Here is a 22,448-nt window from a genome sequence, read left to right on the forward strand (position 1 = left end):
ATGCCGCTCGATTTCACCCAGATCAGCGCGCAGATCGAGCAACTCACGCAACGGGTTACCGGCGCTGAAATGCAGCGCCGGATCGAACTCGCGCACGAGCTTATTCGGAGCACAGCCCCGGGAGAGATGCGCGAGGCGATTGACGAGCATCGGCGCGGCCGCAATCGCGTGCCATGGCTGACCGGTCGACCGGTAGAAGAACTGGGCGTGGCGATCCCCGCGCCGGATGCGCCCGCCGACTTCGTCGTGGTCGCCGCCGACGGCTCTAACATCCCGCCCGAGCGGCACAGCCCGGCGCGCTTCTACGTGCTGAACACCGGCCGCGTGGCGCTCGGCTACGGCCGCGAGCCGTTTGCCGACATGACCACCGGAGCGCAACTGTTCTACGACGATCGCGATCTCTACTTCAGCAGCGATGACGAAGACGCCGAACAGACCGTCCCGGTCGAAGGCGCGGTGCTCGGCGCGAAGATGGCCGTCGCCGAACTCCGCGCGCTGTGGGAGACCGCCAGCGCGCAGGCGCGCGACCCGCGCGTCGCGCTGAGCGACGGCACACTGATCCTGTGGCCAATCCAGTCGCAATCGAAGGCGGTGCGCGCGCAGTTCATCGGCAAGTATCGCGCGCTGTTCGACCGCTTCCACGCAGCCCAAATTCCGGTCGCCGCGTATCTGAGCAAGCCCGGCACGCAGGATGTCGTCAATTCGCTGCGTTTGACCGTCAAACGCAGGTTTGACAAAGATAACGCCCAGCCCGGCAACCCCGACAGCCGCGCATACGCCGACCTGGAACATGTGCGCGACTTCGAAGCGTTCGGATGGCTCAAGGACGGCGAACGCTCCGACATCTTCAGCAGCTCGTCGCAGGTGCTGAACGAGTACGGCACGCACGCCATCGAGTTCTTCTACCTGAACGTGGGCGGCGAGATCGCGCGCGTTGAGGCCCCGCAGTGGGTCATGCGCAAAAGCGAACTCGCGAGCTTCCTGCACGCGGTCATCATGGACCAGTGCCGCCGCAGCCCCGCCTACCCGCCGTATCCGCCGATCCTGCAGGAAGCGCACGAGACCGCCGTTATCCCGACCGGCGACCGGCAGGCGATCGAATTGATGATCGATGACGCGCTGGCGGCGCACGGCCTGACCGGCCTGCGCGGCGCCAAAGACCGCAGCAAGCGCGTCCGCGCCATCTGACCCCCCATAGACCTCACAGGTTTTGAAAACCTGTAGGTCTGCCATGTAATCACCACTCATGACTACGATCAACTTTGGCCGCACTGCATCCGATTACGCGACGCACCGCGCCGGCTTCCCCGACTCGTTCTTCGAGCGGCTGGCGGCGCGCGGCACGCTGCGCGCGGGACTGCGCGTCGTCGATCTCGGCACCGGTACCGGCACGGTGGCGCGCGGCTTTGCGCGGCGCGGCTGCCAGGTGACCGCGCTCGACCGCGCCGAGCCGCTCATGCGCCAGGCGATGCGTCTCGACGCGGAGGCCGGCGTGCGCGCGACCTATCGCGTGGCGGTCGCCGAACGGACCGCGCTGCCCGCCGCGTGGGCCGACATCGTCTCCGCCGGACAGTGCTGGCACTGGTTCGACCGCCCGCTCGCGATGGCCGAGGCGGCGCGCGCGCTGAAGCTGGGCGGCGTGCTGGTCATCGCGCACTTCGACTGGCTGCCGTTGAAGGGCAACATCGTCGAGGCGACCGAGCAGTTGATCGAGAAGCACAATCCGGCCTGGCACATGGGCGGCGGCATGGGCATGTACCCGCGCTGGCTGCGCGAACTCGGCGAGGGCGGCTATCGCGCGCTTGAATCGTACACCTACGACACGGACGCGATCTACACGCCGGAAAGCTGGCGCGGCCGCATCCGGGCCAGCGCGGGCGTCGGCGCATCGCTGTCGCCGAACGGTGTCGCGGCGTTCGACGCCGAACTGGCGTCGGTGCTGGGCGAGCGGTTCCCCGGCGAGCGCCTCGCCATCCCCCATCGCGTCTTCACGCTGATCGCGCACCCGCCAGCAGTCCATGCCGCCTGACGCGGGCTGGCCGGCGGCGCCGCGCGATCTGCGGCTCGCCCCGGGCAGCGTGCACGTCTGGCGAGTTGCGCTTGACGGGCCGCTCAACGCCGCAGCCGCCAACAGCCTATCCAGTGCCGAGCGCGAACGCGCCGCGCGCTTTCACTTCGTGCGCGACCGGGAGCGGTACATCGCAGCGCATGGCGCACTACGCGCCATCCTCGCCCGCTACCTTAACGCCGATCCGGCGGCGCTGGTCTTTGCCGCCGGCTCATACGGCAAGCCGTACCTGGTTGACCAGGCACTGAGCTTTAGCCTGTCGCACAGCGGCGAAATGGCGCTCGTGGGCGTCGCCCTGGAGCATGAAGTCGGCGTGGACGTAGAGCGTGTGCGCGCTGTAGCGGATCTTGCGGCCGTCGCGGCCCGCTTTTTCTCACTGGTCGAGCTTAGTGTGTGGCGCGCGTTGCCTGCGCCCGCGCAGACCGTGGCGTTCTTCGCGTGCTGGACGCGCAAAGAGGCGTATATGAAGGCGCGCGGTGAGGGGTTCGCGCTGCCGGCCAGTTCCTTCGACGTATCGCTGGCGCCCGGCGAACCGGCACGCCTGCTGGCCGTGCAGGGTGATGCAGCCGAGGCGGCGAGATGGTCGCTGGTCGCGCTGGACGCCGGCGCGGGCTATGAGGCGGCGCTGGCTTTCGCCGGGCCTATGCCGGTGATCGCTTGCCACGATGGGGCGTGACAACGCACACAGCAACGGACAAACGGACGCGGCCCGGGCACATGCAATGTGCCCCTACGTTCACCTCCGTACGGGCGCGTTGCACGCGCTCCGCTACCGCGCTCTGCGCAAGATCACCACGCCGTACAGCAAGCGCCAGCCGAGCACGATCGCGCCGCCGACGCCAAGCGTCACGAGCAGGAACGGCACCGGGATCACGGCGCTGCCCAGCAGCAGCGCGCGCGCCAGCGTCGCGAGCGGCGCGGCGATCAGCCACGCGTTCAGCGAGCGCGCCATGAATACGCGCGCGGCGGCGTGCTCCGTTGCGTACGCGTTGACCAGCCACGCGGTGACGAGCCAGACCGGCGCGTAGTACGAGCCGAGCAGCAGCAATCCCAGCAGCGGGTTCTCCGCGTTGACCGTGTTGTGTTGCGCCTGCCCGCCCGCCAGAAAGAGCAGCAGCGCAATCAGATCGCCGATCACAAGCGCCCAGCGGGCGCGGGAAGAAAGATGCATGGTCGTTCCTTGAGAAGCAGCTTTGCCGTCATACGATGATTATACGGCCTGCCGCGCGGCCGCCAAGGCCGCACGCCCAATAACAGGAGAGCGCAGACTGATCGAGTCTGCGCTCATGGTGTTTTCGGACCGTACGCGGTAGCTTGCGGATTAGCCCATGACCGGTTTGGGCGTTCCGGGCATCGCGAGAGGCGCTGCAGCCTGCGGCGTGGGCGTCAGCAGGTTGCGGCGATCTTTGTATACGTACCACATCGCGCCGAGTCCGACCAGGGTCACGATGATCGACACGGCCACATCCAGCAGCGGAATCGAGGCGAGCAGGACGTACGTCACGACTCCGACCAGCAGCGGCCACAACCGGTGCGCAGCCAACGGCAGGTTGAACGGCCGCAGCACCACGCGCCCGATCAGATGCGCGCAGACCAGCTTGCTGCCAAACGCGATCAGCATCAGGAACAGCGAGAACGCCAGTCCCAGGATCATGAAGCCGGTGCCAAACACCGGATTGGCTAGCCCGCCAAACGTCAGCGAGGCCGCCACGATGCCGACGACGATCAGCGCGATGCCGGCAAAAATGGCGAGCATGAAGCCGCCAATCAACATCACGAGACCCCAGCCGGCCGCCTGCAACGGCCGCGCCTGCGCCTGCTCGGATGCTTTGGCCAGCACAGTCGGAGCAAGCCACGCAGCCAACAGGGCCAGCACCAGCAAGGTCATCAGTTCGCGCGCACGGCCCCAGATGTAATTGGCACGGGTATCCGGCGCGGCTTGCGGCCGATCGGCCGCGCGCGGCTGGAGCCGGAACGACACGCCACCGGTTGGCGCGCTCATGATTGCACCAGCCTGTTCAACCGGGCTGCTGTAAGCCAGCTTGCCCCCGATCACAGCGGTTGGAGCAATCCGCAGGCCGGGATTCACCATCGTGGGCATGTATGGCCCCATGTACACGGGCGGCGTATTGGCGGCGCCGGGCTCCCCGACATCCGCGACAATATCGCGTCCCACTTTGCCGCACAGTTCGAGCGCGCCGCCGGCGAAGCGCAGATCGCGCCCGATGGTCCCGTTCAACAGCGCCTGGTAACCGCCAAACTGGAGGTCGCGCGCGATAGCGCTGCCCGCATCGACTTGCAGGCCGAATCCGCCCACACTGGCGTTGCGGCCGATCGCGGCTTTGGAGCCCATCATCAGCGACTGGCCGGCGACATAGACAGAGTCGCGCACCGCCCCATTCAGCGTTACCGCTTGTCCGGCCGCCATGACATTGCCATTGACGGTACCGTTGATTTCGACACGCGTGCCGAAGGCAATCAAATTGCCGTTGACCGTGCCATTGAAGACGACATTGCTGGCGAACAGCATCAGATCATCGTCAATGACTTCGCCCGCGCCAATGACGACGCTTTCACCGGATCGGGTGTCCACTGCGCGGGCGATGGGCGTTAACCCGCCCAGCAACAGCAGCGCGAGCGCCAGCGCACAGAGCGCTCTGATCGGCCGTTTCATCCTGTTCTCCTTTCGCAAGCATGCAAACGCAATTGACAGACCATCCGCTCTTAAGCATAGCGCGTTCGATGCCGGATGACAGCGGGCGTTTGTAATACCCCGGCCGTGACATTCGTCATGCCCCCGTGATGCAATTCAGGCGCAAAAAAAACGGAGCCGCTCACTCGGCCCCGATGACCTTCGTCCGCAATTGCCAGATCGGTCCTATCCTGGGTCAATCACAAAGCGCCACAGACGCTCGCGCGCCACGCGATCGGAGTTCTGAATGCCAATGCGCGTGGTGCGGCTGACGCGCGCGGCGGGCACACGCGGTATGCGCTCGACGAACAATTCGTCGCTGCGCGTGATATCGGCGCCGTTGAGCGCACGGTCGATCGCCAGCGCCTGGCACAGCTTGGCCGGCCCGTCGGACAGCGGCTCGCGGCCGCGCAGGCGGCGCATCGTCTCCACGCCCTCCGATGGCGCGATGGCGCGAATCAGCACGGCCGACGGGAAGTCGGCGCGCTCGGTCACGAAGTTCAACATCCAGTGCATACCGTACGTCAAGTAGACGTAGGCATGCCCCGGCGGCGCGTACATCACCTCGGTACGCGGCGTGCGCCCGTGCCACGCATGGCAGGCGGTGTCCGCCTCGCCGATGTACGCCTCGCACTCGCAGATGATGCCGCTCAAGCGCTCGCCGCGATGGATGCGCACCAGCCGCTGCCCGAGCAGATCGCGCGCGACCGCCAGTGTGGGCCGCGCGAAGAAGGCGCGCCGCAAGCGGGCGGTCATGCGCCGAACTCGTACCGCGAATGCACGATCTGGCGGCCGGTCGCGTCGTGAACCAGCGCGACATGATCGACCGTGAACTCCCAGCTAAAATCGCGCCCGGCCAGCGTCTGCATCGTCGCCGCCAGCTGCTCTGCGGTCAGGTCCCCGGACGCCAGCGTGATGTGCGGCACCCAGCGGTCTGGTGCGTACAGCTCCGACACATTCTCGCCGATCGCGACCGTCGCCTCCCACAACGCCTGCTGGAACGCCGTCAGCGCCGGGTCGCGCACGACCGCGAGGAACAGCACCGGGCGCTCACCGGTGAACACGCCCAGGTTGGCGGTGCGCACGCGAAACGGCCCGCGGTCCGCTGCGAACGCGCGCAGTGTCGCGTCCAGCCGGTCAAGCGCGTACTGCGGGGCGATCTGGTACGAAAAGTGCGGGTACGGCGTGACATACACGCCGCGCGAGCCGCACGCCCTATCGATCTCCTCCCACAAAGCCTCGATCTGGCCGTACTGTGGCTGCGGCAGTAGTGACACGATACCGTTCATGGCATCACCTTGGCCTGCTCAATATCCGGCTGCACAGCCGGCCCTTCCCCGTCCCGATCCGATGCCAGCGCCACCAGCGGCGTGTGATGGATCGGATGGCGGCTGACGACGACCGGCACATCGTACGCCGCCTGCAGGAGCGCTGGGGTCAGCACCGCCTCGGGCGTGTCCAGCGCCAGCAGCGCGCCGCGCGAGAGCAGCGCGATCCGGTCGGCGTACAGCGCGGCCAGATTGAGGTCGTGCAGCGCTGCGATCACGATCAGGCCGCACTCGCGCGCCATACGCCGCGCCAGTTGAAGGATGTCGGACTGGTGCTTCAGGTCGAGGTGCGCCGTGGCCTCGTCGAGCAGCAGCACTTGCGGCGCTTGCGCCAGCGCGCGCGCCAGCAGCACGCGCTGCTGCTCGCCGCCGGACAACTCGCCGACCGGCGTATCCGCCAGGTGCGCGATGTCGGTCTGCGCCATAGCGTGGCGCGCGATCTCGACGTCGTGCGCACTCTCGCGGCCGAACAGGGAGAGGTACGGGTTGCGCCCCATCAATACCATATCGAGCACGCTGAACGCGTCGGGCAGGCGCGCGCCCTGCGGCACGACGGCGATCCGCTGTGCGCGCCGGCGCGCATCGAGCCGCGCCAGGTCCGCGCCGTCCAGCAGCACGCGGCCGGCGCGCGGCGACAGCGTCCCGGCGATGACGCGCACCAGCGTGGACTTGCCCGCGCCGTTGGCGCCGATCAGCCCGAGCACCTCGCCGCCCGCCGCGCGCAAGTTGATATCGCGCAGGACGGGCCGGGCCGCGTAGCCGGCCGTCAGGTTCTTGATCTCAAGTTCCATATCAATCAACGGCGCCAAAGATCACCACAGAAGCACAAAGACACAGAGTCTAATCCAGAGTCTCTGTGCCTCTGTGTCTCTGTGGTGAGATGCTGTTTCGAATTAAAAATACGCCGCCTGCTTCGCGCGGCGCAGCAGGTACAAAAAGAACGGTGCGCCGGCGAACGCCGTGACAATACCGAGCGGCAGTTCCTGCGGCGCGAGCGCCGTGCGCGCGATCAAATCGGCCAGCATCAGGAAGCCCGCCCCCGCCAGGAACGACCACGGCAGCAGCCGCCGGTGATCCGCGCCCGACACGAGCCGCACGGCATGCGGCACGACGAGCCCGACGAAACCAATCAGCCCGCTGAACGACACGGCCGTGGCCGTCGTCAGCGTCGCGGCTACGATCAGCGCCAGTTTGACGCGATCGACGTCGACGCCGAGCTGGCGCGCCTGCTCCTCATCCAGCAGCAGCAGGTTGAGCGGGCGGGCCAGCGCGAGCATCACGGCAAAGCCGATCAGCGTGAACAGCAAAATGACCGTCACCGCGTCCCAGTCGCCGCCGCCGTAGCCGCCGAGCAGGAAGCCGAGCACCCGCACCGCCTGGTTGTTGATCGACAGCATGATGAAGGTGGACAGCGACGACATGAGCGTGCCGATCGCCACGCCCGCCAGGATCAGCGTGGTGGTGGGCGTGGCGCGGCCGACGCGGCCCAGCCCGTACACGAGCACGACGGAACCAGTCGCGCCGGCGAACGCCGCCAGCGGCACCGCCGTCGCGCCGAGCAAACCGGCATTCCAGCCGAGCGCGACGGCAACCGTCGCGCCGAGCCCCGCGCCGGACGCGACGCCGATCAGGTACGGGTCGGCCAGCGGGTTGCGGAACAGCCCCTGGTACGTCGCGCCGGAGATCGACAACGCCGCGCCGGTCAGCGCGACCAGCACGACGCGCGGCAAACGGATCTGCAGGACGATGGTCTCGTATGAGACCGGCCAGTCCGGCGCACTCACACCCGGCGCGAACTGCGCCAGCAGGAGTTTCAGGACGGTCAACGGCGGGATGGCGACACTGCCGAACCCGACCGCGACGATGGCGATCAGCGCAATGACCAGCGCGCCGAGCGCCAGCCCGCCGGCGTTGCGCGCGCGGCCGCTGGCGCGGTCTGTATGACTGCCAGTCAAAACAAAAATCCCCTTCCGGGATGAGAAGGGGATGGAGTCTGCACGGGCTCCCGCTCTCCTTTCTCTCGAAGGCGCATGACGGACACCCGGGCAGGCGATCTGGCTCCTAGCGACTAGTTGCTAGCAACTAGTGACTAGTTACAGTTGCGGGACAGCGTCGGAATTCGCGCGATGGCGGCACCGAACTTCCCCTATTGAGCCTGCCTTTGCAGGCAAGGCACCCGGGCAATGGGTATGCAATTGGTAACAGCTTCGATTATAGGCGCACGGCGGACGCGCAACAAATCGCGGCACGGCGAGCCTGACGCGGTCGATCTGGCGCCGATGCGCTAGGCCCGCCGCCGGCCAGCCCAGACCACCGCCAGCGCCGCGACGAGCGCAACAAATCCCGGCATATTGCGGCCGACCCAGTCGGCGTCCGGCACGCCTGCAACCGTCGATTTCTCGAGGACAGCCATGCGCGCTTCGAGCGCCGTCACGCTGGCCTGCATGCCCGCGAGTGCTTCGGCCTGCGCCTGCGTGTGCGCCACCAGCCGGCTCACCGTCGGATCGGTGCGCGCTAGCCCCACCGCCACCCGAACCAGCTTAACGCCGGCGTCAGTTGACATCTCCCAAGCCTGCCCCACGACCTGCGCATACTGCGCCGCCGTGATCTGCTCCGGCGCGACGGCGATGCCCGCGCCGTCGTTCAGCCCCGATGGCACGATAAAGTCGCCCGCCTGCACGACGCCGCGCACCTTGACCGGCGCCTGCCCGATGAAGGCGATCAGCGTGTGCGCCCCCCGGCGATCCTGCCCCGGATCGTTACCCGACACGATCGCGCCCGCGCTCGCCGCCATGATCTGGCTTGCGCCCCGCGTCTGCTTCGTCACCCTGCCATTGACGACGCCGACGAGCTCGCCCGGCTGGATCACCTCGCCCGCATCGAGACGCGGCAGCCACTCCGCGTAGTCGTTGCCGGGTCCGGCGAACGTCACGCCGCCGCTTCCATTCCCCTCGATGGATCCGACCGATACATCGGTCCCGCCCTTGAAGAACGTCACGTAGTTATTGCTCGAGAGCGGATCGCCGGTGTAGGCGATCTTCAGCGCCAGCACATCGGCCGTGTTGCTGTTCGCGCTGTTCTCGATCTGCGCGACGTGGTTGGCCGGCGTCGCCGTCGAGGCGATGCTCTCCACCACATGCAGCTGGTTCTCCGGCGCGTTCGTGCCCAGGCCGACGCCGTTGGCCGCGCGGACGATAAAACTCTGGCCGACGGTTGATGCGAACGGGGGCACGGTGTTATCGGCCCAGACGAAGGCGCCGTCGTGCAGCGCGCGCGCCTGGCTGCCTGCGGCGAAGCTGTACTGCCCGCTGGCGATATTGCGCTCGCCGCCTGGAATCGTGGCGGCATACGCGGTGACGGTGTTCGTATTGCCGCCGCCGATCGTGCCGTACGTCGCGCTGACAATATTCGTGTAGCCGCCGGCCACGGTCGCGTCGTTTGCCAGCGCCTTGTTGTGGTCGCCGCCGCCGATCGTCGCGCCGCCCGCCATGGCCTCGTTGCGGTTGCCGCCGGCGACGACCGAGTTGTTGCCCGCCGAAATGTTATGCTCGCCGCCGCCGATGAACGCCTGGATGTTGCTCGCTTCGTTGTCCACGCCGCCGGCAACGGTGGACTCGCTGCCGAGGGCGCGGTTCAGGTCGCCGCCGCCGACCGTCGCATACGATGCGCCTGCCGTGTTGTTGCGCCCTCCGCCGATCACCGCATTGGAGGCGGTCAGACCGATCGTGTTCGTCAATCCGCCGCCAATAGACCCGAAGAGGCCGTGCACCGCGTTGTTGTCGCCACCCGCGATCGTCCCGTAGGCGGCGCTGACCGTGTTGCTGTAGCCGCCGCCGATGACGGCGTAGTTCTGGCCCGTCACATTGAGCGCCCCGCCGCCAATCACGGCCCAATCGCCCGGGCTCTGGATCGAATTGGTGATGCCCCCGCCGATGAACCCGAAGGTGTCCAGCACGATATTGTTGCGCCCGCCGGCGATCACGGCGTATTCATCGCCGGACACATTGTTGGCGCCGCCGCCGACAAGCGCGTATATGGCGCTCGCGTAGTTCCCCCATCCGCCCCCGACATACGACAACGCGCCGGTGGCGTGATTGATGTAGCCGGCGCCCACGCCGCTATTGACACCATCCGCGCTGTTTGATCCGCCGCCGGCAACCGTCGAGACCCATCCCGTCGCCCGGTTGCCCGAGCCGCCGCCAACCGTTGCGTATGCGCTGTTGGCCGTACCGGCATCGTCGCCGGCCTGATTGAACAACCCGCCCCCGACGGCCCCGTAACCGGCGGTGATGCGATTGGGCAGCGCCGGGTTCGGCGACACCGGCCCCCGGCCGCCGCCGGCGATCGTGGCGCCGTATACGGTCGGCGAAATCACGTTGCCGCTGTAGCCGCCGATGACGTTGGGCGCGGTGATGCTTTGCGTCGTGCGCAGACCCGGGAGCGCCAGCGCATACGGCGCCGGCGCGACCGCCTGCCGCGGCAACAACGCCGCAAACGCGCCGCTGCCGGCCGGACAGCGCACGCTCATCTGCAGCCAGCGCGCCTCGCCATTGAACGCGTTGGCGCCGAAGTCGAGGGTTGTCTGGAACAGGCCGCTGCCAACCGACACGGTCGGCGTCAGCGCGCCGCCGACCTGCGCGCCCGCCGCCTGGTCATCGAACAGCCTGAACGCGACGTCACAACTGCCGTTGACCGGAACGCCGTTGTTTATCAGCCGGCCCTGATACACGAAGCCGTAGCCCGGAATCGCCTGCACCGCCATAGGCTGGGGCCCTTGCGCCAGCACGCCGATGGCGCCGAGCGACAGCGCGAGGGCGACGAACACAACGATGGGTAGATGTTTGCGGTTCATTCGGACCCTCCCGGGTAGGCGTCTGCCAATCCGGGCACACGCCAAATAGTGGAGCCTTATGTTCTATCCACGGATGGTGCGCATCGGCGCCGTCCCGATGCGCGGCCAGCGGGCGCAGGGCGGTGAAATGCGGCCGTCATCCGGCCAGATCGAGCATGAAGACCGTTCTACGAACCGAACATGGGCAGCAACGATTGCGACGGAGCACAGACAGGTCGGGCAAAGCGGCTTGCCCAGCGCTGTAACGGAGCCGCAGACACCCGCGAGATCATGGCATGCACGATCATGGGGGTCGGGCGTTGAGGCGCGGAAAGACGAGGAAGAACCGTCGCGCACTCTCCACTGGCTGCAACGAGCAACGCGCCGAGTCTCTTTTTGCATATCCCCCTCCCGAGGTTATGCCGTGCCTGAAATTGTTGAAGAGTATAGGACGGTTAGCACGCGCTGGCAAACACACCTAATACTATTTCAACTTGGCCATGTCCTCATAGCGATTGCGCAAGTGCAACTGCCGCCCCCTCATCCCCTGGCCCCTTCTCCCCCGCGCGCGGGGGAGAAGGGGAAAAACTAACGGGGATTGGTGCGGCGGCGTGCCGTGTGCTCATGCGACATGGGGACATTTTCAATTTGAAACAGTATAAGCCGTGCAGGAACCGGCGGCGCGCTGACCGTCTAGAGTGGGTTCCGGTTGGATGGATGGCGTGCAACGCCAATAGCAACCAGACCGTCATGCCGTTGTCCGCTGGCCTCTCGCCAGCGGACGACTCGCTCCGGTGGTTTGCCGGAGTGCCGGTACGACGTGTTGGTGCTATCAATTGATCAGAAAAGCGCTATGAGCGCTGGCTTGTGAGGACACAACACAACGCAAATGGGTATCGGTACGCGAGTAACCGCATCCGAACCCGCCACGGCGAGTGGGCGCCATCGGGTATAGCGCCCATCCTGTGGGTTAGCTTGCCAGCAGGAAATAGAACACCGCCGTCTTCGCGCCGGGCGTGTCCACCAGCGTCGTCAGCAGCGCTGCGTTAAAGATTCCGTCGCTCTGGTTGGCCGGCTCGTTCGGGAAGTAGATCTGCGTCGTCAGTATCGGACCGTTGGGCGCGTTCACCTTGACGTGGATGTGCCGCGTGCGGCCCGGGTACAGCCCGGGGTAGACCGTTTCGAGCCGGTACAGCCCCTTTGCATCGGTGATCTGGTAACCGCGCAGCTTGTAGCCGCTGTTGTCATAGCTGCCGTTGCCGTCGGCCTGCCAGAAGTCCACTCGCGCGTTCGGTATCGGCGTGCAGCCGACCGTCATGACGTAGCCGGTCACGACGAACCGGTCGCCGGGGATACCGGGCTCGATCAGCGATGCGCGCTGCGGCGGGTTCGCCTTGTAGTACGGCCCCTCGGTCTGCTCCAGCGTCGCCGGCGCGCGCGTGGCGCAGTTCACGAACGGCGGGACATACGCCGCTGCGCTCGTTGGCGCGACGGTCACGGCCGGCTGCGGCGCGAGCGTGACGGCGGGACGGCTCGTCGCTGCGGGCTGCGTGGTGACAGTCGCCACAACCGGCGCAAGCGATGGCAATGCGGTCGCAACGACCGGCACGGCTGCGGCCTGCGGCGCAGTCGCCGTCCCGCACGCGCTCAACACGGCGGCCAGCACAACCAGGCTGGCGCGCCAGACTTTGTTACCCATAGTGAATCTTCCTCCCTTTCTCCATCTGAACGTATATGTTCATTGTACATGACGTTGAGTTGATTCAATACCATTAGCATAAGCAATGAATACGCATTGGACAGCGATTCTATTCATCGTTACACTTCGGAATGAACTCATCACATACATGCGATTTCTTATGCCTCTCCAGGAGCCTGCCATGAACCGCGTTCCTGCGCGTATGCGACGATCCCACCGCGGACTGATCACCGCCCTGCTCATCGGTCTTGCCGGCGCGCTGGCGCTGGGCGCCCTGCAGGCAAGCGCCACGCACGACGCCCCGCGGCCCGTATCGGAGCGCGTCATCTCGCAGCAGGCCGGCCCCGCCGTCACACACACGATTTGGCTCAAGTCACGCACCATTCAGCCGTCCGACCCCGAGCGCGCGGCCCTGCGTTCCGCCACGCGCGCCGATCGCGAGCGCGTGCATGTGCTGGTGCAGCTCGATTTCATCCCGCGCGAGGCCGCCCATGCCGAGTACGCGCGGCTGGGCATGCGCCTGCTGGACTATGTGCCTGATTACGCCTGGATCGCCAGCGTGCCGGCCAACGCACCCGATGCGCCGCTCGGCATGACCGGCGTGTCGTGGGCGGGCGCTATCGCCGCGTCCGACAAACTGGCGCCCGACGTCCGGAACCGCCAGTGGGGCACGCATAACCGCGCGCCCGACGGCACCGTGGCCGTGTACGTGATCGTGTACCGGGACGTGCCGTTCGACAGCGGGCGCGGGATCGTCCGCCGGTACGGGCGTGTCACCGCCGAGCTGGATACGCTACGCGCGTTCATCGTCGAGATGTCCGAGGCGCAATTGGCGGCGCTCGCCGCCGAAGAAGACGTGCAGTGGATCGAGCCGGCCGAGATGCCGCTGGGCGAGGCCAACGACGGCATTCGCTCCACCATCGGCGTCAGCGCGGTGCAGGCTGCGCCGTATAACCTGACCGGCACGGGCGTACAAATTCTGATTTACGACAGCGGCACCGTCACGCCCACGCACCCGGATTTTTCGGGCCGCCTGACCATCGGCGACGCGACCGCCGTGCGCGACCACTCGACGCACGTGGCGGGCACCGCCGGTGGCGATGGCTCGATGAGCGTGGCGGCGGGCGGCACGGCCAACCAATGGAAGGGTATGGCGCCCGGCGCGAGCATCATCTCCTACGGCTATCAGGCGAACAACACCGGCATGTTGTTCTACAACGATCCCGGCGACATTCAGGCCGACTGGGCTGCCGCGCAAAACACCTATGGCGCGGACGTCGGCTCAGCCAGCCTGAGCAGCAACATCTATGCCAACTATCCGCTCTCGTGCACGCTGATGGGCAACTACGGTCTCAGCAGCGCGCTGATGGACCAGATCGTGCGCGGCGGCAATGCGGCGGTCGGCATCGGCGACAAGTACATCGCGACGTGGGCGGCGGGTAACGAGCGGGGCAGCGGTTCATCGTGCGGCACTTACAGCACGACGTCGCCGCCGGCCGGCGCCAAGAACCCGATCCACATCGGCGCGTCGGACAAGTCCGACAACATGAGCACCTTCTCGTCGTGGGGCCCGACCGACGACGGGCGGCTGAAGCCGTTAGTCGTCGCCACCGGCGTCAACATCAAGTCCACGATCCCCAACATGTTCGTCAACACGTCGACACGCAACTGCGACGGTTCGGGCGACGACTACTGCTGGCCTTACGACACGATGTCCGGCACCTCCATGGCGACGCCGGCCGTCGCGGGCAGTATCGCGTTGATGCTCCAGCAGTACCGCACGACCTACGCGACCAGTGGCAACTTCTGGCCGTCGACCGCGCGCGCGATCCTGATGCAGACGGCCAAGGACCTCGGCAACCCGGGAGCCGATTACCAGTGGGGTTACGGGCGGGTGGACATCAAGGCGGCCGTGGACCTGATCCAGCACCGCGGTTTCGCCCAGGACAACGTCAGTACCGGACAGGTCGATGTGTACCGGCTGGTTGTGACCGATACGACGAAGCCGCTCAAAGTCTCGCTCGCCTGGGACGACTACGAGGCGACCTTCAATGCCAACCCGGCGCTGATCAATGACCTCGATCTCGAGCTGGAAGCGCCCGGCGGGACGATCTGGCGTGCGTGGGTGCTGAACGCCGCCAGCCCGGCCAACAATGCGACGCGCGGCATCAACACACTGGACAATCAGGAGCAAGTCAGCGTGACCGTTTCGGAAGCTGGCACCTGGCTCGTGCGTGTTAAAGGCACCACCGTGCCGCAGGGACCGCAGGACTATTCGCTGGCGTGCGAGGGCTGCACGCTCTTGAGCCTCGGCGCGTGCGCCGACATGGTCGGCGGCGTGACGGCGCCCGTCGTGGCGGCACCCCAGACAGCGCTGTCCGACAACGGCGAAGGCAGCGCGGTCGCGCCGCCGGCACCGGGCACGCCGACCGTCGATAGCGCCGGCAGCGGCATCAGCAGCGAAGACGGCAGCACCCCCGGGCCGCGCCGGCCGCAGGTGATTCCACCATCGCCGACGGTGGGGGAACGCTGGCAGCGCGCGCTGGAGCAGAGCGGCGTGGCCGCCGATGCCGCGCGCGCGCAAAGCGACCGGATCCTGGCGGCATTGCGCGCGTTCGATACTGCCCGCAACAGCGGGCCGGAAGCGGTACTGGCGTTTGACGCGCAGGCCGAGAACGACGTGCGCGAGCTGATCCAGGACGATGTGGCCGAGGCGCGCGAGACAATCGCGGCACGCAGAGTCCCCCGCGCGCCCGCCGTGCTGCCGCTGGCGCCGGCCGTGACGCGTGTCGGCATCAACGGCGCGTGCGCGTACAATACGATCCAGGATGCGATCAACGCGGCCGCCAACGGCGCGACCATCCGTGTGGCGGGCGGCTACTTCAGCGAGAACATTGACATCGCTGGCGGCAAGGTCATCACGATCTGGGGCGGCTGGAACGCCAGTTGCGCCACCCCGGTCACCGGCACGCAGACCACGCTGGAAGCGGCAAGCAGCGGCAGCGTCGTTGACCTGTCCGGCGGCAGCGTCGCGCTGCTGCGCAATCTGGTGATCGGCTGGGGCACCAGCTTCGGCGCCGGGCTCGACCTGCTCGGCAGTTCGCTGGTTACGCTGGACAACACGGATATCGCGGAAAACCACGGCGCGTCGGGCGGCGGCATGTACATCGGGAGCGGCAGCGTGGTCACGCTGACGAACGGCTCGCAGGTGCGTTCCAACACCGGCAGTGCGGGCGGCGGCGCCATCGTGTATGGCCGCCTGCTCGCGCTCGACACCGGCAGCGACATCACCGGCAACTGCTCGACGACCGATGGCGGCGGCATCTACGCCAGCGGCGGCAACGTGACCCTGAGCAACGCCGATGTGCACGCCAACCGCGCGCTCGGCGCGACCGGACGCGGCGGCGGCCTATTCCTGTCCAGCAGCGCGGTGCTGACCTTGACCACATCGTCGTTCATCGGCGAGAGCGCACCATGCTGTAACGTCGCGTATGACGGCGGCGGCATCTACGCGGACCACTCGACGATTGTCTCACTGGGCGGCAACTCGACCATCTTGCAGAATCAGGCATCCAACAGCGGCGGCGGCGTTTACCTGAACGATACCAGCCTCTTCCGCGCCGCCAGCGGCACGAACGTCGGCTATGACGCTCAGGCCGCGAACGGCAACACGGCGATTTTTGGCGCGGGCATCTATGCGCTCAACAGCGCCATCGACTTCAACGGCCGCATTGTCAACAACGTGGCGTCGACCAGTGGCGGCGGCCTCTATGCCGACGGCAGCGTGATCACACTGACCAACGCGCAGGTCGGCGGGCTTGGCGTCAATCAGCATAACCGGATTGGCGCGACCGGGCTCAACGGTGCGGGACTGTACCTGTTCAACAACACCCACGCCGTCCTGAGCAACACGACCGTGGCCAGCAACACGCTGTCCAACCCCGGCACCGGCTACGGCGGCGGGGTCTACATCCGGCAGAACAGCGCGCTGACGGCAACCAACAGCCGCGTCGAGCACCACCTCCTGCCGTCGGCATTCGACGGGCGCGGCGCGGGGCTGTATATCCAGGACTCGCGGGTGACCTTGAGCAACACGCTCGTGCAAAGCAACACGACCAACAATCTTGGCGGCGGCGCGCGCATGTTCGGGACCAGCGTGCTGGACGTCTTCGGCGGCGGGTTCGTCAATAACCGCGCGCTCGGTGGCGTCGGCGGCGGCATCGCGGCGACGAACGTGTCGGATATCAACATGGTCAACGCAATCATGCAACGCAACAGCGCGTCCACGCACGGCGGCGCGGTCTATCTCGACGCGGGCACGCTGGCCCTGACCGGCGCGTTCGACGTGCGATTCAATAATGCGACGCTGGACGGCGGTGCGGTGGCCGTGGTCGGCGCCGGAAGTATGAATTTCGTCGCATCCGGCGCAGCGGCCTATCTGGGTGTCAACCATGCGGGCCGCAACGGCGGCGCGTTGTACGTCGGCAACGGCAACACCGTTCAATTGCACGCGACGAGCGGCACGCCGCTAGATTTCAACACTAACACCGCCGGCGGGCACGGCGGAGGCGGCTACGCCGATGCCGGAGGCTTCTTCGACGTGTATGGGCAGTTCCAGGCAACCTCGAATCTGGCGGTCGGCAACGGCGGCGGGTTCTACCTGGCCAACGGCTCGCGGATCTGGCTTGACGACTACTTCAATACACGTCCGCAGATCTGGGTCAACAGCGCGGCCAACGGCGGCGCGATCTATGCCGCCGACAGCCCGCGCGTCGAATGCGATGGCGTTGACTTCGGCTTCAGCAACAACGGCAACAAAGCAACGAGCGGCTCCGGTGGCGCGATCTACTTGAGCGGCAGCACGCTAACCGCGGACAACTGTGTGTTCCGCAACAACCAGGCGCTGGCGGGCAACGGCGGGGCCATCGCGGCCTACACATCGACCGTGAACCTGGGCACGGATGTTGCCGCTCCCGTCGTGCTCTCGCCACGGCCGGCCGGCCCGCGCCAGCCGGGCGCGCCGCAGTCCACGACCTGCGACCCGGTCAACGGGCCGTGCAGCCGGCTCTTCGCCAATACAGCGATCAGCAGCACCGCCAGCAACGGCAACGGCGGCGCGGTCTATGTGAGCGACGGAACGCTGACGCTCGCCGGCGTGCAGCTCGACCGCAACACGGCGGTGCGCGGCGGCGCATTGTATCAGGACGGCACCGGCGCGCGCAGTTGGCTGACAAACATGCTCGTTTACAGCAACACGAGCCGGTTATCATTCGGCGCCGGTGTGCGCGCCGCCGCGGGCGAGATTACAGTCACGCATGGCACGCTGGCGAACAACACGGGCGGCGCAGGCTTTTCGCCCGGCGCGGTATCGGCGCGCGTGTACAATTCCATCATCTGGGGCAATTCGGTTGGCGCATTTGGCGCACTCACCTCGGCGGTCTGCAATATCGACCAGAGCGGTACTGCAGGAGCAGCCGCCAATCCTCTCTTCATCGCGCCGGGCGGCGGCGAGAACTACCGCCTGGGCGTCGGATCGCCGGCGCGCGACGCATGCGCGAGCCAGGGGGTGCTCGTCGATTTCGCCAACCACAGCCGGCCGTTCGGGGCGGCGTTCGACATGGGCGCCTTCGAAGGCGGGCGGTTCATCTTCTTGCCGCTCATTATGCGCTGACACCCGCCGGAGCGAACCACGGACCCGCGACTTTCATCGCGGGTCCGTGGCGTTTCCGTCACGCGGCGTCCCCGTTTCACGTTCACACCCATTGTCACTAAAATAGTGGGCATGCCCGACAGCCTTGCGCCAGCCGGCGACCCGCCGCTGCCCAAATTCAATCCGTTCGCCGATCTGCTCGGCCTGCGCTTCCTGCCGAGCGAGCACGGCCACTGCCACGCAACCATCGACGCCGGCGAGAACCTGCTGAACCCGAACCTGGTCGTGCACGGTGGCGCGGTCTACACGCTGGCCGACACGAGTATGGGCACGGCGCTGAGCCGCGCCTTGCCCGATGGCGAGCACTGCGCGACGATTGAAATCAAGATCTCATACTACGCGCCGGCGCATGCCGGGCGGCTGGACTGCGACGCGCACATCACGCACCGCACGCGGCGCTTCGCGTTCCTGGAAGCGGAGGTGCGCCAGGCGCAGCATATCATTGCGCGGGCGACCGGCACCTTTGTCATCGTGCGCCCGCACCGCGACCACGGCGAGACGCCGGCGCGCCAGCCATAGGCCATCCAACACAGCTCAGGAGGCATTCGTGTTTCAACCCCAGAATCTCTGCATGTTCCTGTTGATCGGCCTGGCCGCCGGCTGGCTGGCCGGCGTGCTGATGAAAGGTCGCGGCTTCGGTCTGGTCGGCAACCTCGTGCTCGGCGTCATCGGCGCGTTTGTGGGCGGGTGGGTGCTCGATCTGCTGAACATCGATCTGCGCCTGCCGTTCGCCAACCTGCTGACGGCCGTGCTCGGCGCGGTGCTGCTGCTCGGCGCGCTGAACATCGTCAAGCGGGCGTGAGCGTGGAACCGACCGTACGGCCGCGCATCAAGATCTGCTGCATCGCCAGCCGCGCCGAGGCCCAGGCCGCGATTCGCGCCGGCGCGTCGGCGCTCGGTCTCGTCTCGGCCATGCCGAGCGGCCCCGGCATCATCGCCGACGCGCTGATCGCCGAGATCGCGCGCAGCGTGCCGCCGCCGATCGCCACTTTCCTGCTGACCAGCCGCACCGACACGCGCGAGATCATCGCGCAGCAGGCGCACTGCCGCGCGAACACGATCCAGATCGTGGACCGGCTCGAGCGCGGCACGCACGCCGACCTGCGGCAGGCGATGCCCGGCATCCATCTGGTGCAGGTGATCCACGTCACCGGCGAGGAGTCGCTCGACGAGGCGGTGCGCGTCGCGCCGCAGGTCGATGCGCTGCTGCTCGACTCCGGCAACCCGTCGCTGGCGGTCAAAGAGCTCGGCGGCACCGGACGCAGGCACAACTGGGAGATCAGCCGCCGCATCCGCGCGGCAGTCGAGGCGCCGGTCTTCCTGGCCGGCGGGCTGAAGGCGGAGAACGCGGCGGAGGCGATCGCGCAGGTCGGACCATTCGGGCTGGATATCTGCAGTGGCGTGCGCACGAACGGCTCGCTCGACGAAGACAAGCTGGCGGCGTTTATGAAGGCTGCCGGCATCGGCGCGTAAACAAAGGCGGTGGGATGGGGGAGCCAGTCTATCATTATCGCTGGCAGTGGGATCTGCAGTCGAGCCCGGAAGCGCTCTGGCCGCTGGTCGCGGACACGAACCGCTTCGACCGCGATGTCGCCCTGCCCGCCGTCACCCAGGAAGGCGACGGCGAAGGCCTGGCCAACGCGCGCCGGCACTTGCGCATGACGCGCCTCGGCGTGCCGATCGAATGGTACGAGGACCCGTTCGAGTGGGTGCGCCCGTACCGCCTCGGCGTTGTGCGGCGCTTCGTGCGGGGCCCGGTGAAAGAGATGCGCACACAGGCGCAGTTGGAGCCCCGGCCGGGCGGCGGCACCCGGCTTATTTATGATACCTGGGCCACGCCGCGCAACTTGATCGGGCACGCGGCCATCCCGTTTCAGGTCGCCTGGTTGAGCCGCCGCGCGTTCGACCGCACGTTCCGCGCCTACGACAACTTGCTGGCGCGCAAACCCGATCTGACGGCGATCGATCTGCCCGGCCCGGTGAATTTCCCGGCGGGCGGCCGCGAGCGGCTGGCGATCATGGCCGGCGAACTGAAGACGCAGGGCTTCGATGCGGAACTGGTCGGGCGGCTGGCGCACCTGCTCGAAACCGCCGACGACCTGACGCTGGCACAGCTGCGTCCGTATGTGCTGGCCGATGCGTGGCGCGCGCCACGCCGCGCCGTGCTGGAGCTCTGCCTGGCGGCGACGCGCGCCGGCCTGCTGAATATGCGCTGGTGGCTGCTCTGCCCGCTCTGCCGCGGCCCCAAACAGCGCGCCACCTCGCTCGGCGAGATCAACCCGAACCTGCACTGCGAAGTCTGCAATATCGACTTCACCGCCAACTTCGAGCGCTCGGTCGAGCTGGTCTTCTTCCCGAACCCGGCCGTGCGCGAGAGCGAGGTGCGCGAGTTTTGCATTGCCGGCCCGCAGGTCACGCCGCACGTCGTCGTCCAGCAACTGCTGGCGGCGGGCGAAACGCGCGCCGTCAACCCGCTGCTCGACCGCGGGCGCTATCGCCTGCGTGTGCTCGGCATGCCAGGCGCGCAGGCGCTCGCCGCCGGCCCGGAGGGCGCACCGCAACTCATGCTGGCCGCCGGCGCGGCGGGCTGGTCGAACGACGAGTTGCCGATCAGCCTCTCGCCTGCCCTGACGCTCGAAAACCGCATGAGCGCGGAGCAACTGTTCATCCTGGAGCGCATGGCGTGGACCGACCAGGCGGTGACCGCCGCCGAGGTGATCGCCATGCAGTCGTTCCGCGACTTGTTCGCCAACGAGGCGCTGCGGCCTGGCGAGCGGATCAGCGTCGGCAGCCAGGTGATCGTGTTCACCGACCTGCGCGGCTCGACGGCGTACTACCGGGAGGTTGGCGACGCTGTGGCGTTCGGCCAGGTCATGAACCACTTCGACGTGTTGCGCGCCGCGGTTGTCGAGGAGGAGGGCGCGATCGTGAAGTACATGGGCGATGCGATCATGGCCGTGTTCCGCACGCCGACCGCCGCGCTGCGCGCGATGATCGACGCCCAGCGCCGCATCGACGCGCTCGGCGTCGCCGGCGCGTCGTTCGGGCTGAAGGCCGGCATTCACTTCGGGCCATGCGTCGCCGTGACGCTGAACGACCGGCTCGACTACTTCGGCTCGACGGTCAACATGGCGTCGCGGCTGGAGAAGTTTTCTGCCGGCGGCGACGTCATCATCTCGGCAGTCGTGCACGACGACCCGGACGTGCTGGCGTATTTCGCCGCCGAACGCGAGCGGGTCCGTGTCGAGCCGTTCGAGGCGACGCTGCGCGGCTTCGAAGGCGAGCAGTTCCAGTTGTGGCGCGTGATCGTGATCGCGCCGCAAGCTACATAAACAAAACCACCACAAAGACACAGAGGCACAGAGAAAACCAAATGCATTTCTCTGTGTCTCTGTGCCTTTGTGGTAGATTTCCATTTGGAGCAAACCATCATGCCCCCAGTGCTCGTGCGGTACAGCGACTACAAGGAATACCCGCCCGCCGAGATGGCCGAACGCGCCGCCGCGTTCTACGCCGACATCCGGCGGCGACGCACCGTGCGCGACTTCAGCGACCGGCCCGTGCCGCTGGCCGTGATCGCGGATGCCGTGCGCGCGGCGGGCGCCGCGCCCAACGGCGCGAACATGCAGCCGTGGCACTTCGTCGTCGTGAGCGACCCGGCGATCAAGCATCGCATCCGCCTCGCCGCCGAGGCGGAAGAGCGCGACTTCTACGAGCACAAGGCGCCCGCCGAGTGGCTCGCCGCGCTCGAACCGCTCGGCACCGATCCGCACAAGCCGTTCCTCGAAACCGCGCCGTACCTGATCGCCATCTTCGCGCAGGCGTACGGCGTCCTGTCCGACGGCCGCAAGGTCAAGCACTACTACGCGCAGGAGTCGGTCGGCATCGCCACCGGCTTCCTGATCGCCGCGCTGCATCATGCCGGGCTGGCCACACTGACGCACACGCCCAGCCCGATGTCGTTCCTGAACGAGATCCTGGGGCGGCCCAACAACGAGCGGCCATTCCTCTTGCTCGTCGCCGGCTACCCGGCGCACGACTGCCGCGTGCCCGACATTACGAAGAAGCCGCTCGACGAGATCGCCACATTCATGTAGGCCCGCGCCTGGAGGAGACGTTC

The 22,448-nt window shown here is 67.2% G+C and carries 17 protein-coding genes and 1 riboswitch; of the genes, 9 read left to right on the plus strand and 8 right to left on the minus strand.

Features of this window, described 5'->3' with window-relative positions:
* Genes HZB53_07600 through HZB53_07610 form a run of 3 tightly spaced genes read left to right on the plus strand, consistent with a single transcriptional unit; the run spans position 1 to position 2,744 of the window.
* A complete protein-coding gene (locus tag HZB53_07600) occupies positions 1–1,188 on the plus strand; it encodes a DNA double-strand break repair nuclease NurA (GenBank protein ID MBI5877497.1) in 1,188 nt (395 codons plus the stop codon).
* Positions 1,189–1,246: 58 nt separating this feature from the next.
* The gene (locus HZB53_07605; protein MBI5877498.1) at positions 1,247–2,029 is read left to right on the plus strand and encodes a class I SAM-dependent methyltransferase; all 783 of its coding nucleotides are present in this window, start codon (positions 1,247–1,249) and stop codon (positions 2,027–2,029) included.
* The gene (locus HZB53_07610) at positions 2,019–2,744 is read left to right on the plus strand and encodes a 4'-phosphopantetheinyl transferase superfamily protein (GenBank protein ID MBI5877499.1); all 726 of its coding nucleotides are present in this window, start codon (positions 2,019–2,021) and stop codon (positions 2,742–2,744) included. Before HZB53_07605 ends, HZB53_07610 begins: the two co-directional genes overlap by 11 nt.
* Before the next feature lie 93 nt (positions 2,745–2,837).
* Here the strand turns inward: HZB53_07610 and HZB53_07615 are convergent, their stop codons facing one another.
* The 8 genes from HZB53_07615 to HZB53_07650 form a co-directional block, all read right to left on the minus strand.
* Positions 2,838–3,239: a DUF3054 family protein gene (locus tag HZB53_07615; GenBank protein MBI5877500.1), complete on the minus strand. Its 402-nt coding sequence runs from the start codon at positions 3,237–3,239 to the stop codon at positions 2,838–2,840.
* Positions 3,240–3,389: 150 nt separating this feature from the next.
* Positions 3,390–4,742, minus strand: coding sequence for a hypothetical protein (locus HZB53_07620; GenBank protein ID MBI5877501.1), 1,353 nt, complete (start codon positions 4,740–4,742; stop codon positions 3,390–3,392).
* 204 nt (positions 4,743–4,946) lie between these two features.
* Positions 4,947–5,516 carry a DNA-3-methyladenine glycosylase gene (locus HZB53_07625; protein MBI5877502.1) on the minus strand — a complete coding sequence of 190 codons (570 nt, stop codon included), beginning with the start codon at positions 5,514–5,516 and terminating at the stop codon, positions 4,947–4,949.
* Complete coding sequence (locus HZB53_07630) at positions 5,513–6,049, minus strand: 2'-5' RNA ligase family protein (GenBank protein MBI5877503.1); 537 nt, start codon at positions 6,047–6,049, stop codon at positions 5,513–5,515. Before HZB53_07630 ends, HZB53_07625 begins: the two co-directional genes overlap by 4 nt.
* A complete protein-coding gene (locus tag HZB53_07635) occupies positions 6,046–6,879 on the minus strand; it encodes an ABC transporter ATP-binding protein (protein ID MBI5877504.1) in 834 nt (277 codons plus the stop codon). The genes HZB53_07630 and HZB53_07635 overlap by 4 nt, the downstream gene beginning before the upstream one ends.
* Positions 6,880–6,981: 102 nt before the next feature.
* Positions 6,982–7,989: an iron ABC transporter permease gene (locus HZB53_07640; protein MBI5877505.1), complete on the minus strand. Its 1,008-nt coding sequence runs from the start codon at positions 7,987–7,989 to the stop codon at positions 6,982–6,984.
* A 125-nt stretch (positions 7,990–8,114) separates the two neighbouring features.
* Positions 8,115–8,283: riboswitch (cobalamin riboswitch) on the minus strand.
* An 89-nt stretch (positions 8,284–8,372) separates the two neighbouring features.
* Entirely contained in the window at positions 8,373–10,940 is a 2,568-nt protein-coding gene (locus HZB53_07645) for a hypothetical protein (GenBank protein ID MBI5877506.1), read from the minus strand.
* 949 nt (positions 10,941–11,889) lie between these two features.
* Positions 11,890–12,618: a dioxygenase gene (locus tag HZB53_07650; protein MBI5877507.1), complete on the minus strand. Its 729-nt coding sequence runs from the start codon at positions 12,616–12,618 to the stop codon at positions 11,890–11,892.
* Positions 12,619–12,799: 181 nt separating this feature from the next.
* On the opposite strand from HZB53_07650, the gene HZB53_07655 reads away from it, so the two are divergent.
* The 6 genes from HZB53_07655 to HZB53_07680 all read left to right on the plus strand — a co-directional run bounded on the left by HZB53_07655 (position 12,800) and on the right by HZB53_07680 (position 22,425).
* Complete coding sequence (locus HZB53_07655) at positions 12,800–18,289, plus strand: S8 family serine peptidase (GenBank protein MBI5877508.1); 5,490 nt, start codon at positions 12,800–12,802, stop codon at positions 18,287–18,289.
* A gap of 111 nt (positions 18,290–18,400) precedes the next feature.
* The gene (locus HZB53_07660) at positions 18,401–18,847 is read left to right on the plus strand and encodes a PaaI family thioesterase (protein ID MBI5877509.1); all 447 of its coding nucleotides are present in this window, start codon (positions 18,401–18,403) and stop codon (positions 18,845–18,847) included.
* A 52-nt stretch (positions 18,848–18,899) separates the two neighbouring features.
* On the plus strand, positions 18,900–19,130 hold the full coding sequence (locus HZB53_07665; GenBank protein MBI5877510.1) for a GlsB/YeaQ/YmgE family stress response membrane protein: 231 nt from the start codon (positions 18,900–18,902) through the stop codon (positions 19,128–19,130).
* A 2-nt stretch (positions 19,131–19,132) separates the two neighbouring features.
* Positions 19,133–19,801, plus strand: a complete 669-nt coding sequence (locus tag HZB53_07670; protein ID MBI5877511.1) for a phosphoribosylanthranilate isomerase — start codon at positions 19,133–19,135, stop codon at positions 19,799–19,801.
* A gap of 14 nt (positions 19,802–19,815) precedes the next feature.
* Positions 19,816–21,660 (plus strand): hypothetical protein, encoded by a 1,845-nt coding sequence (locus HZB53_07675; protein ID MBI5877512.1) that lies wholly within the window; start codon positions 19,816–19,818, stop codon positions 21,658–21,660.
* Positions 21,661–21,759: 99 nt separating this feature from the next.
* Positions 21,760–22,425 carry a nitroreductase family protein gene (locus HZB53_07680; GenBank protein MBI5877513.1) on the plus strand — a complete coding sequence of 222 codons (666 nt, stop codon included), beginning with the start codon at positions 21,760–21,762 and terminating at the stop codon, positions 22,423–22,425.
* The last annotated feature ends 23 nt before the right edge of the window (positions 22,426–22,448 follow it).

The sequence above is a fragment of the Chloroflexota bacterium genome, from assembly GCA_016235055.1.
In the GTDB taxonomy this organism is placed as follows: Bacteria; Chloroflexota; Anaerolineae; order JACRMK01; family JACRMK01; genus JACRMK01.

Excerpts from the sequence above, each read along its gene's own strand:
- HZB53_07635 (MBI5877504.1), bottom strand. The coding sequence starts at position 6,879 with ATGGAACTTGAGATCAAGAACCTGACGGCCGGCTACGCGGCCCGGCCC.
- HZB53_07655 (MBI5877508.1), top strand. The coding sequence starts at position 12,800 with ATGAACCGCGTTCCTGCGCGTATGCGACGATCCCACCGCGGACTGATC.
- HZB53_07660 (MBI5877509.1), top strand. The coding sequence starts at position 18,401 with ATGCCCGACAGCCTTGCGCCAGCCGGCGACCCGCCGCTGCCCAAATTC.
- HZB53_07675 (MBI5877512.1), top strand. The coding sequence starts at position 19,816 with ATGGGGGAGCCAGTCTATCATTATCGCTGGCAGTGGGATCTGCAGTCG.
- HZB53_07600 (MBI5877497.1), top strand. The coding sequence starts at position 1 with ATGCCGCTCGATTTCACCCAGATCAGCGCGCAGATCGAGCAACTCACG.
- HZB53_07665 (MBI5877510.1), top strand. The coding sequence starts at position 18,900 with ATGTTCCTGTTGATCGGCCTGGCCGCCGGCTGGCTGGCCGGCGTGCTG.
- HZB53_07625 (MBI5877502.1), bottom strand. The coding sequence starts at position 5,516 with ATGACCGCCCGCTTGCGGCGCGCCTTCTTCGCGCGGCCCACACTGGCG.
- HZB53_07680 (MBI5877513.1), top strand. The coding sequence starts at position 21,760 with ATGCCCCCAGTGCTCGTGCGGTACAGCGACTACAAGGAATACCCGCCC.
- HZB53_07615 (MBI5877500.1), bottom strand. The coding sequence starts at position 3,239 with ATGCATCTTTCTTCCCGCGCCCGCTGGGCGCTTGTGATCGGCGATCTG.
- HZB53_07610 (MBI5877499.1), top strand. The coding sequence starts at position 2,019 with ATGCCGCCTGACGCGGGCTGGCCGGCGGCGCCGCGCGATCTGCGGCTC.
- HZB53_07650 (MBI5877507.1), bottom strand. The coding sequence starts at position 12,618 with ATGGGTAACAAAGTCTGGCGCGCCAGCCTGGTTGTGCTGGCCGCCGTG.
- HZB53_07630 (MBI5877503.1), bottom strand. The coding sequence starts at position 6,049 with ATGAACGGTATCGTGTCACTACTGCCGCAGCCACAGTACGGCCAGATC.
- HZB53_07605 (MBI5877498.1), top strand. The coding sequence starts at position 1,247 with ATGACTACGATCAACTTTGGCCGCACTGCATCCGATTACGCGACGCAC.
- HZB53_07620 (MBI5877501.1), bottom strand. The coding sequence starts at position 4,742 with ATGAAACGGCCGATCAGAGCGCTCTGTGCGCTGGCGCTCGCGCTGCTG.
- HZB53_07645 (MBI5877506.1), bottom strand. The coding sequence starts at position 10,940 with ATGAACCGCAAACATCTACCCATCGTTGTGTTCGTCGCCCTCGCGCTG.